Origin of the sequence: Pseudomonas sp. G2-4 (genome assembly GCF_030064125.1) — a bacterium.
Taxonomy (GTDB): Bacteria; Pseudomonadota; Gammaproteobacteria; order Pseudomonadales; family Pseudomonadaceae; genus Aquipseudomonas.
Genome location: NZ_CP125957.1, coordinates 771,812 through 782,212, shown reverse-complemented (window position 1 = coordinate 782,212; position 10,401 = coordinate 771,812). Strand labels below are relative to the sequence as shown.

The 10,401-nt window shown below is 60.6% G+C and carries 5 protein-coding genes and 1 pseudogene; 4 read left to right on the top strand and 2 right to left on the bottom strand.

Annotated elements, in window-relative coordinates; all coding sequences use genetic code 11:
• Positions 1-28 precede the first annotated feature (28 nt).
• Positions 29-1,735, bottom strand: a complete 1,707-nt coding sequence (locus QNH97_RS03345; protein WP_283555597.1) for a ShlB/FhaC/HecB family hemolysin secretion/activation protein — start codon at positions 1,733-1,735, stop codon at positions 29-31.
• 291 nt (positions 1,736-2,026) lie between these two features.
• A complete protein-coding gene (locus QNH97_RS03340) occupies positions 2,027-2,617 on the bottom strand; it encodes a hypothetical protein (protein ID WP_283555596.1) in 591 nt (196 codons plus the stop codon).
• Positions 2,618-2,984: 367 nt separating this feature from the next.
• Here QNH97_RS03340 and katG point away from each other — a divergent pair, with 367 nt between their 5' ends.
• The 4 genes and pseudogenes from katG (at position 2,985) to QNH97_RS03325 (ending at position 10,369) form a co-directional block, all read left to right on the top strand.
• The gene (gene katG / locus QNH97_RS03335; RefSeq protein ID WP_283555595.1) at positions 2,985-5,249 is read left to right on the top strand and encodes a catalase/peroxidase HPI; all 2,265 of its coding nucleotides are present in this window, start codon (positions 2,985-2,987) and stop codon (positions 5,247-5,249) included.
• Positions 5,250-5,548: 299 nt separating this feature from the next.
• Positions 5,549-6,562, top strand: a pseudogene (locus QNH97_RS29425) (methyl-accepting chemotaxis protein); the annotation flags it as partial.
• A 42-nt stretch (positions 6,563-6,604) separates the two neighbouring features.
• Positions 6,605-7,468 (top strand): methyl-accepting chemotaxis protein, encoded by an 864-nt coding sequence (locus QNH97_RS29420; RefSeq protein WP_371857826.1) that lies wholly within the window; start codon positions 6,605-6,607, stop codon positions 7,466-7,468.
• Positions 7,469-7,837: 369 nt separating this feature from the next.
• Positions 7,838-10,369: a Tc toxin subunit A gene (locus QNH97_RS03325; RefSeq protein ID WP_283555593.1), complete on the top strand. Its 2,532-nt coding sequence runs from the start codon at positions 7,838-7,840 to the stop codon at positions 10,367-10,369.
• Positions 10,370-10,401 lie beyond the last annotated feature (32 nt).

The window sequence follows — 10,401 nt, the reverse complement described above, 5'->3', positions numbered from 1 at the left end:
GGTGCAGCAGCGGTTAAAGAGGCAGTGCTTAAAAAAAGGCGTCCACACGGAAGTAGATCGGCGCTTCGCGCTCGGTCAGGGCATCCGGGCGTTCCAGGGAATGGGCAAAGGTGACGCTGGCGCTCAGGTGCTCACCGCGGGCGAACAACTCCACCGAGTTGCTCGACACACGCCCGTGCTCATCGTCGTTGTAGTGGTTGCCGCGAATCACGCCCAGGTCATAGCCGAGGCTGGTGCCGTATTCGGCGAACACCGGGCGCAACCATTCCAGGGTCACCGGGCGGCTCCAGCGCAGGTCGTTGCGCCAGTAACCGCCGCTGTCGCCGGACAGTGTCTGGTCCTTGTAGCCGCGAATCGACGACAGTCCACCCAGGCTCATGCGCTGGGGGCTGAAGAGTGGATCTTCGCTGCGCTGGCCGGTCATCAGGCTGCTGAAACTGAACGACTCGCCACCCAGCATGAAAGGCTGCAGGTAGCTGAGGGTTGCGGTGTATTTGCGATAGCGCGCATCCGGCTGCCCCCGGTCCGGGTCATGATCGCCTTGGGCATCGAGGGCACCGATACCGTCTTGCATGCCCAGGTCGAAGTTGACGAACGCATTACCAATTCGCCGGCCATGGTTGATGCCGAATTGCGCCTCAGTGATGCGATTGCTGCTCTCGCTGAGCTTGCTGCCCGCGACGAAGTTGTTGGTGCGCAGATAGGCCAGACCGGTGTTGAGCGAGGTCTTGCTCACGGCGTCGCGATGGATCACTCGCTCCAGGCGCAATTGGTGGTTCTGGCTGTCGCCGGTCTGCTTGAAATTGAAGCCGTTGGCCGCTACCACCGAGCGGTACTCGCTCTGGCTATAGGTGTAACTGGCATTCCACCAGCCAAACGGCAGGTTGTAATAGAGCATGGCATTGCGCGAGGTTTTCTGGTGATCGCTGACGGCATCGTGACCGCCGCGCACCGCCAATTGATCGGCCAGGCCCAAGGGGCTGTCCCAATCCAGGGACGTCCCCCATTGCTGTTCGCCGGTACTCTTCTGGCCGTCGTTGTGCCGCGAAAGGCCGACGCGCCAAGGTTTCTGCGGGGTGTTCTTGACCAGCACTTCGCTGCCGCCGATGTTCTGGCCGGGAGTCAGCTCCATCGTCGCCTGATTCGATGGCAGGCGATTGAGCTGATCGACCATCTGCTCGATATCCCGCAGGTTGAGCAAATCACCCGACTTGCCGGGAAAGCTCATGGCCAGCTCCCGTTCGGACAGGCCGCTGCCCTCGGCGCCCTTCAGGCCTTCCAGGCGGCCTTCGACAACCAACACTTGCAGGTGGCCGCTGGACAGGTCCTGTTGTGGCAAGTAGGCGCGACTGGTGACCAGGCCCTTTTCCAGGTAGTGATCGGTGATGACCTTGAGCAACTGGTTAAGCTGCGGCACGCCCAGGCACTGGTTGAGGTAAGGTTTGAGCAGGCGTTGACGCTCGCCTTCGGACAACGCGTCGGCGCCCTTGAGCTCGATGGTCTTGATCGGGAAACAACGGGTATCGACTGGCGCAGCCGGGGCTTGGGGCGCGGCGGATTTGCCGGGCAGGTCCTTGAGTTGTTCGAGGCGCCGACGCTGCTCTTCAAGCAAGCGATCCTGACGCTCACGGATCAGGTCCGTGTCACCCGGAGTGGGTGCAGCGTAAGCGAGCGTTAGCGGAGAAAGGCACAAAAAAGCCAGGCATAACCTCGCCCAATGGGCGGCTGAGAACATGTTCGATCCCTCGATACGGAAATGACAGCAAGCTCGCGAGCAGACCAAGAGCCGAATACCGGCCTTCAACCCGACCCGGGAAGCACCTGAAGACCCAGGCGGCCCGGAAAAACACTCACGCTGCTGATGCGCAAAACTGCGCGCACACCAGACCCCGCATATCCTTTTCGGTTCAAGGGAGAGGAAATTTTCTACTCAAAAAAGAGACGTATCTCACAGAGCGCGTCGACAATCCCAGCGTAAACGCCTTTTTGAGGCCCCAGACAGGTCAGAATTTTTGCCACCTTCCGGTCACGAATCGAGGCTTTTCACGCCATTGCCAAGCAGGACGGGCGTCTCCCCCGTGACCTCGCACAGCAGTGTCGTTACGGTTTTCCCTTCGACCACGCCTTGCTGTTGTAGAAGATTCGCCACAGCGCTGACAGCCGTCCAGTAGCGATGCACCAGGCAGCTGCAGCGGGCGATGGCCTGGGATTGGGCGACAAGCAATTTGCGTGGGGGTAGCAGGCTGATCAGTTCGTGACCCCGGTCCAGGTCACCGCGACCGCTGCCTCTGATCAACCGGTCGGACCTGCGGTGTCGGTAGACCGCTTCGGCCACAGGCCCGGAGAAGCAATGGATCAGGTCGCGCTCAATGAAATCGACCATCGAAGGCAAATACTCAGCGATCCCCCGGGCGTCGAAGGCAGGACGCGGGACAAGGTAGTCCGCTTCCACCAGCCCTTCTGCGTATAGCGGGTTGCCGCACAAGTCGAACAGGGGCCCCGTGCAGGCTTCGGCCTTGGTCCGCACCGTGATGCGTTTTATGTGTTGGCCGTTCCACCAAAAGGCCAGGGCGTGACCCGCTTCATGGAAGGCCGTGCTGCGCGGGCATTTGTTCATGATCGGGTCCGTCACGGCAGGCGTCATTCATATCATCTGCCTGACTTCCGGGACCCGATAAAAGATTATGCCTATCAACTGTTAATAGTGGGCCTATTAGCTATCTGGCAAAGGAGGGCTAGCCTGAATTCAGGCTGGTGCAATCCGGCCCGTTGAAACCTGATAAGAGATACGAAGCGTTCAGAAACGTATTGGGCTTGCCGTGGGCCACCGTACTGGCAACTAGACCGCTCTCTAGCGTTGCCGTGTGGTCATGACGATCAGTTGAGCAACTGTGAGCCCTGCACCTACGTCATTGATTTCGCCTACCGCTATGAAGCCCGACCGGGCTGGATAGCTGGATGAATACGACCAAAGGTAGCTCCTCATGGCAAACGAATCGAAATGCCCGTTCAATCACGCCGCTGGCGGTGGCACGACCAACCGCGACTGGTGGCCGAACCAACTGAATCTGAAGATCCTGCATCAGCACTCCTCGCTATCCGACCCCATGGACGAGGGCTTCGACTACGCCCAAGCCTTCAAGAGCCTGGATTTTCAAGCCCTGAAAGCAGACCTGCGGGCGCTGATGACCGACTCCCAGGACTGGTGGCCGGCGGACTTCGGCCACTACGGGCCGCTCTTTGTCCGCATGGCCTGGCACAGTGCTGGCACCTACCGTACCGGTGACGGACGCGGTGGCGCAGGTTCCGGCCAGCAGCGCTTTGCGCCGCTCAACAGTTGGCCGGACAACGTCAGCCTGGACAAGGCCCGCCGGCTGCTTTGGCCGATCAAGCAGAAGTATGGCCGTAACATTTCCTGGGCCGACCTGATCGTCCTCACCGGCAACGTCGCCCTGGAGTCCATGGGCTTCAAGACCTTCGGTTTTTCCGGTGGCCGTGCTGACGTCTGGGAGCCGGATGAAGATGTCTATTGGGGTTCCGAGAACAAATGGCTGGGCGGTGACACGCGTTACGGCAAACCGGATAAAGCCGCCATGCAAGATCCCGGTGATGGACAATTGGTGGCCGAGCCGGGCAACGAGGAAAGCCGCACTGACGAAGGACGCAACCTGGAGAACCCGCTGGCCGCCGTGCAGATGGGCCTGATCTACGTCAACCCGGAAGGCCCCGAGGGTCAGCCGGACCCGGTCGCCGCCGGGCTGGACATCCGCGAAACCTTCGCCCGCATGGCGATGAACGATGAAGAAACCGTGGCCCTGATCGCGGGTGGCCACGCCTTCGGCAAGACCCACGGCGCGGGGCCTGCGGACAACGTCGGCGCCGAGCCAGAAGCTGCGGGCCTGGAGCAACAGGGCCTGGGTTGGAAGAACACCTTCGGCACGGGCAAAGGCGCCGACACCATCACCAGTGGCCTGGAAGTGACCTGGACCACCACGCCCACCCGCTGGAGCAATAACTACCTGGAAAACCTGTTCGGTTTCGAGTGGGAATTGACCAAGAGTCCGGCCGGCGCGCACCAGTGGACGCCAAAAAACGGCGCGGGCGCCGGCATCATTCCGGATGCCCATGACCCGTCCAAGCGGCGTAACCCAACGATGCTGACCACCGACCTGGCGCTGCGCTTCGACCCGATCTACGAAAAAATCTCGCGGCGCTTCCTGGAGAACCCGGACCAATTGTCCGACGCCTTCGCCCGCGCCTGGTTCAAGCTGATCCACCGCGACATGGGCCCGCTCTCGCGCTACCTGGGTCCGGAACTGCCCAATGAGGAGCTGCTGTGGCAGGACCCTATCCCGGCGGTCGACCATCCGCTGGTCAACGACAGTGACATCGCCGCCCTCAAGGGCAAATTGCTGGCCTCGGGCCTGTCGGTTTCACAGCTTGTGTCTACCGCGTGGGCGGCTGCTTCCACCTTCCGTGGTTCCGACAAACGCGGCGGCGCCAACGGTGGGCGTCTGCACCTGGCCCCGCAGAAGGATTGGGCGGCCAACCAGCCAGAACAATTGGCCAAGGTGCTGACGACCCTGGAAACGGTCCGGAGCGAGTTCAACAGCGCCCAGGCCGACGGCAAGAAGATCTCGCTGGCGGACCTGATCGTGCTGGCCGGCAGCGCTGGCGTCGAACAGGCGGCAAAAAATGCCGGGGTCAGCGTAACAGTGCCTTTCTCACCGGGACGTATGGATGCGAGCCAGGCGCAGACGGACGTTGAGTCGTTCGGCTTTCTCGAACCCATCGCTGACGGCTTTCGTAACTACCTCAAGGGTCGATACCGCGTACCCGCCGAGGCGCTGTTGATCGACAAGGCACAACTGTTGACCCTCAGCGCACCGGAAATGACTGCACTCATCGGTGGCCTGCGGGTATTGAATACCAATGTCGGCCAGACTGCCCACGGGGTCTTCACCCAACGGCCAGAAGCGCTGACCAATGACTTCTTCGTCAACTTGCTGGACATGGGCGTGGAATGGAAACCACTTTCCGAGACCCAGGAAACATTCGAAGCCCGCGACCGCAAGACCGGCCAGGTCAAATGGACCGGCACGCGTGTCGATCTGGTCTTCGGCTCCAACGCGCAGCTACGGGCCTTGGCCGAGGTCTATGCCAGTTCGGATGCCCAGGCACAGTTCGTCAAAGACTTCGTCGCGGCTTGGGTCAAGGTGATGAATCTGGACCGGTTCGATCTCAAGTGAGCAGAGTCCGAGGGCATGTGGCCTTGCCAGGAGGCGGCCTCATGAACTTTTCTTCACCCCACGCCCCCGCGTGATTGGGTAAAGTCCCCTCGCTCATTCAAGAAACTAAGGTTTTAGCCCGCTCTCCCAGCGGGCTTTTTTTTGCCTGGAATTCAGCGAAACCGCGATACCCGGAAAAAATCTTTCAGATCCAGCACCCGCAGCCGATAAAGCCCTGCACACGTTTTTGCTGGCTCTTAACAACAACAATCTTCCAGCCAACCGATGATCAAGCAGCACAACGTTCCTGGAGGAATTTGATGAATAGCTGGTTTGGCAACATTAGCGTCAACATGAAATTGGGCCTGGGCTTCGGCCTGGTGCTGGTCCTGACCTGCCTGCTGGCCCTGACCAGTTGGACCAGCCTGGGCGGTCTGATCCAGCGCAGCAACTGGATGAGCGACATCACCCAGCTTAATGCCGGCCTGACCAAACTTCGGGTCGTTCGCCTGCAATACATGCTGACCAATGGCGACGAGACCGCCGCACAAAATGTGCAGACCACCCTCGATGGTTTCGTGGCGCAACAGAACGCGCTGCTCAACAGCTTCAAGAGCCCGGAAAACGTCAAGCTGCTCAAGGAGCAGAGTGCGACCATCAGCGCCTATCAGGTTTCCCTGAACAAAATGCGCAGCGCCTACCGCACCGGCAACACCGCCCGCGATGTCATGGGCGCGAACGCCGAGATTGCCTACAAGCTGATCGAGACCATCGATGCCGACGTACGGCAAATGGCCTCCAGCGAGGAGCGTTTCGCAGAGTTCCAGGCCATCACCCAGGCCAAGCAGGCGTTCATGCTGGCCCGTTATGAAGTGCGTGGCTACACCGCCAACAGCAACGCCGATACCGAACGCAAGGCGCTCACCCAGCTGGACGAGGCCATCGCTGCGCTCAAACCGCTCAATGAACATTTCTCCAGCACTCGCCAGGATGAACTGCGGCAGCTGGAAAACGCCCTGACCCAATACCGCAGCGCCGTGCAGTCCTTCAAATTGGCCACCGCCGATGTGGTGCAGGCGCGTAAGGAAATGACCGAACAGGGCGCGACCATCGTGACCTTGAGCGAACAGCTGTACCAGATCCAGCTCGACCGCCGCGACGCCGAAAGCGCGCAGGCACGTACCCTGCAACTGGTCAGCACCTTGCTGGCGTTGCTGATGGGCATCATTGCCGCCGTGATCATCACCCGCCAGATCACTGGCCCGCTGCGCGAGACCCTGACCGTGGTCGAGCGAATTGCCAGTGGCGACCTGTCGCACAACGTCATCGTGACCCGCCGTGATGAACTGGGCGTGCTGCAACAGGGCATCGCGCGCATGGGCGTGACCCTGCGCGACCTGATCAGCGGCATCCGCGATGGCGTGACCCAGATCGCCAGCGCCGCCGAAGAGCTGTCCGCCGTCACCGAGCAGACCAGCGCAGGGGTCAACAGTCAGAAAGTCGAGACCGACCAGGTCGCGACGGCCATGCACGAAATGACTGCTACGGTCCAGGAAGTGGCACGCAATGCCGAAGAAGCCTCCCAGGCAGCCGCCGCCGCTGATGGCGAAGCCCGTGCCGGTGACAAGGTGGTCAGTGAAGCCATCGCCCAAATCGAACGCCTGGCCAGTGAAGTGGTGCGCTCAACTGACGCCATGACCGTGCTGCAACAGGAAAGCGACAAGATCGGCAGCGTCATGGACGTGATCAAGGCCGTGGCCGAGCAGACCAACCTGCTGGCGCTCAACGCAGCCATCGAAGCGGCCCGCGCCGGTGAAGCCGGGCGCGGTTTCGCCGTGGTGGCCGACGAAGTCCGTGGCCTGGCCCAGCGCACGCAGAAGTCCACCGAGGAAATCGAAGGCCTGGTGGCCGGCCTGCAGAACGGCACTCAGCAAGTGGCGGCCGTGATGAACAACAGCCGCAGCCTCACCGACAGCAGCGTGGCCCTGACTCGCAAGGCCGGGGAATCACTGGGAAACATCACCCGCACGGTGTCGAACATCCAGTCGATGAACCAGCAGATCGCCGCTGCCGCCGAACAGCAAAGCGCCGTCGCCGAGGAAATCAGCCGCAGCATCATCAACGTGCGCGACGTCTCCGAACAGACCGCCGCCGCCAGCGAAGAAACTGCTGCTTCCAGTGTTGAACTGGCGCGGTTGGGGAATCAGTTGCAGATGATGGTGAGTCACTTCAGGGTTTGAGTCGCTCCCCCTTACCTGAGGCCCGACACATTGCAACAACGTGGTTCACTTAAGGTATGAAGAACCCCGTGGCGAGGGAGCTTGCTCCCGCTGGGCTGCGAAGCAGCCCTTTCTTGTGAGTGCTTCGCACTCAAGCGGGAGCAAGCTCCCTCGCCACAATGAACTCTGCAATTGCACACGTCGTGGGGCTCTTGCAGGTCCCACGCTCCTGGCATAGGACCTACATTAGAATCCTGCCGAGCAGAAATAAGCAGCGCATCGCCCTTTCGTACAAAACCCACCCCCTCTCGTCCTACCGCCTTTTGTCGCACGCTCCTGTACGGTTTCCCCTGGACCGCACATTCCGTTCGAACAGGAGATGGACAACACATGGACGCAAGCAACGACTCACTGCTGCACCGGCTCATCGACGTCCCAATCGGCGAAGACAACGCCCAGGCCGATTTCAGGACAGCCCTGCAGCGCATGGGATTGACGTCGGTCTTCGACGTCATGCGCATGGGCAAGGCGCGATTCACCCTTGAGCTGGGCAAGCACGCCGACGTGGATGCCGGGCAGGCCTACGACAATGCAGCGAGCTATGCCCGACAGATCAGTCGCCTGTATCAGGAGCACCTGATATCACCCAGCGATACCCGGCAACGTGCCCGGCGCAGCCTGGGTTCGGCGTCAACCTCGGCGTCCGTCAGCTATCAAGCGCTATTCAACGAGCGGTGGGATCAATTCTGCAAGGAGGGTGATATCGCTGCCATCGACTCGCCCGTGGCCTATCTGCGGGCGCTGTATCTGTTTGCTGGCCAGCTGGAAAACGCGTCTCCATCAACCGACAAAATCACCCTGGAGCAACGGCGACCGGACCTCAAGGGGTTGATGCTCGATCACCAGAGTGCCTTCGTTGCGCGGCCAATGCTGGACATCGTCAATGACACCTTGCGCAGCGCAATCGAAGCCCATCTGGCAACGAGCGACAGGACCGTCCACCAGGTCCTGGCCAGCGAACATTACCCCTTCTCACTGCCCTATGACCTGCATCATCACCAGTGCCTGTTGGGGCTGGGCGCAAACAAACCGGGGCTGGGCGAACTGAATTATCGGACGAGCCTGAAACTCCCGTTGTCCCCTGGCGATTCACCTTACGGACGCGTTTCGCAATCCCATGTCGAGGCGCAAAAACTGTTGTCCGGGCTAAGTCCTGAGCAACAGAAACTCCTGCTCGCGCCGGCCAGCTCAGACCTGGACCTTGGCGTCCTGAAAAAAACTTACGGCACTGAAAACACCAATCGCCTGCACGACCTTTCGTTCTTCAAAGAGCGCACCGGGCTGAGCACTGAACAGGTCGAGCAGTTACTGGCGCAAGGTGCCTACAGCCCACGAACCTCGACCGACAGCCCCCCTTCGACTCATGCCAATTATGGCGCCGCTTACATCAACGGACCGGAATCGACAGCTGCCCTGGCAATCACCAAAGAGTTGAATGCCTTTGCCTACGCATCCCGCGAACGGTTCGCCCGCATGCAGCGAATGATCCGGCTACACCGCTGGACCGGCATTCCCGTTGCCGAACTGGACACGCTGATCGTCAATGCCTTGCGCTCGGAAGGCAACACGACGATGACGCTCAACACCAATACCCTGCGCACGTTGGGGGTCTATCGCTACTTGAATCAACGCCACGGCATCGCGCCGCAGGAGTTTGCGTCGTTGCTGCACGACCTGCCGATTGCGGCTTGTGGCCAGCAGGTGCCCTTGTTTGACCAGGTATTCAATCGAACCCAATTGCTCGAACACCCGCAGGTGCAAGACCTTGTCACGACGGACCTGAACACCCTCAGCTACCTCAGTGCGGGCCTCGGGCTTGCCATTACGCAGGATTCGCTGTTGCTGCTGATCAAGCAGACCGAGCTATACCTGCCTTCGTTTAAACATGACCTCCCCACAGTCTCGTCACTCTATCGCCAGGCCCGTATCGCCCGGATGTTCGGGCTCTCGCCCTTCGAATGCACCGCGCTCGCCCACTTGCTGGGCGGGGAAGATTTCTGCAAAGCGTTGGTGACAGGAACGTTGAGTACCTCGCAGGCCTCACAGCCCGACATTCTCGATGTACTGATGGCGCTGGATTGGGCCGTCGACTGGCTCAGACAGGACAACCGGGATGTCGCGACATGGTGTCGTCTGTTCGACGTTATCGAAGATAGCGTGCCAATGAACAAGAACCTGAAAAGACGCTTGTCGATACTGCTGGCAGAAGATCCCCAACCGAGCGGTGCCCGCCACGTGGTGGAAACCCTGCTGCATGACCTTGCCGACTTGTCCTCAGACTATTTCCCCTGCGTGATGCAAATGGCCGACACCCATGCAACGACGATTGTAGCGGCCATCGAGAGCGCCCCTGGGAACATGCCGGCGTTGCTGGCGACAGTCTTGCGCACGGCCCAAGCGTGCAAGGGATTGCACCTGAGCGGCAGCACACTGCGGCAGTTGATGAACAACCCGACCTGGCTGGCCGCCGACAGCACGGGAACACTGACGCCTCAAACCCTATATCTGCTCGAACGCTTCAGTCACTGCGCCCACCATCAGGCCCGTTCAGAAGAACACCTGCTGCATTACTTGCAGCTTGCCAACCAGGACACGCCGCAAGGCTCAGGCGAAGAAGCCAATAAGCTGCTGGCCAGCCTGCTGGACTGGAGCACTGACGAAGTCAGTTGCCTGACCGCACAACTGGAACACAAACGCGCCCAGTCAATGGAAGCGGTGGATTGGGTCATGCGCTGCCAGACGTGCTGCCAGTGCACCGGACTGTCGGCCAGCCTGCTGCTCAAGGCAACCGCACTGAACAGCGACAGCGAGACATCGGACTGGAGGACCGTCGGTGAAGCGCTGATCGCGGCCTGCCACTGACACGTCCACCTTCCTCAACATTCAAGGATTGA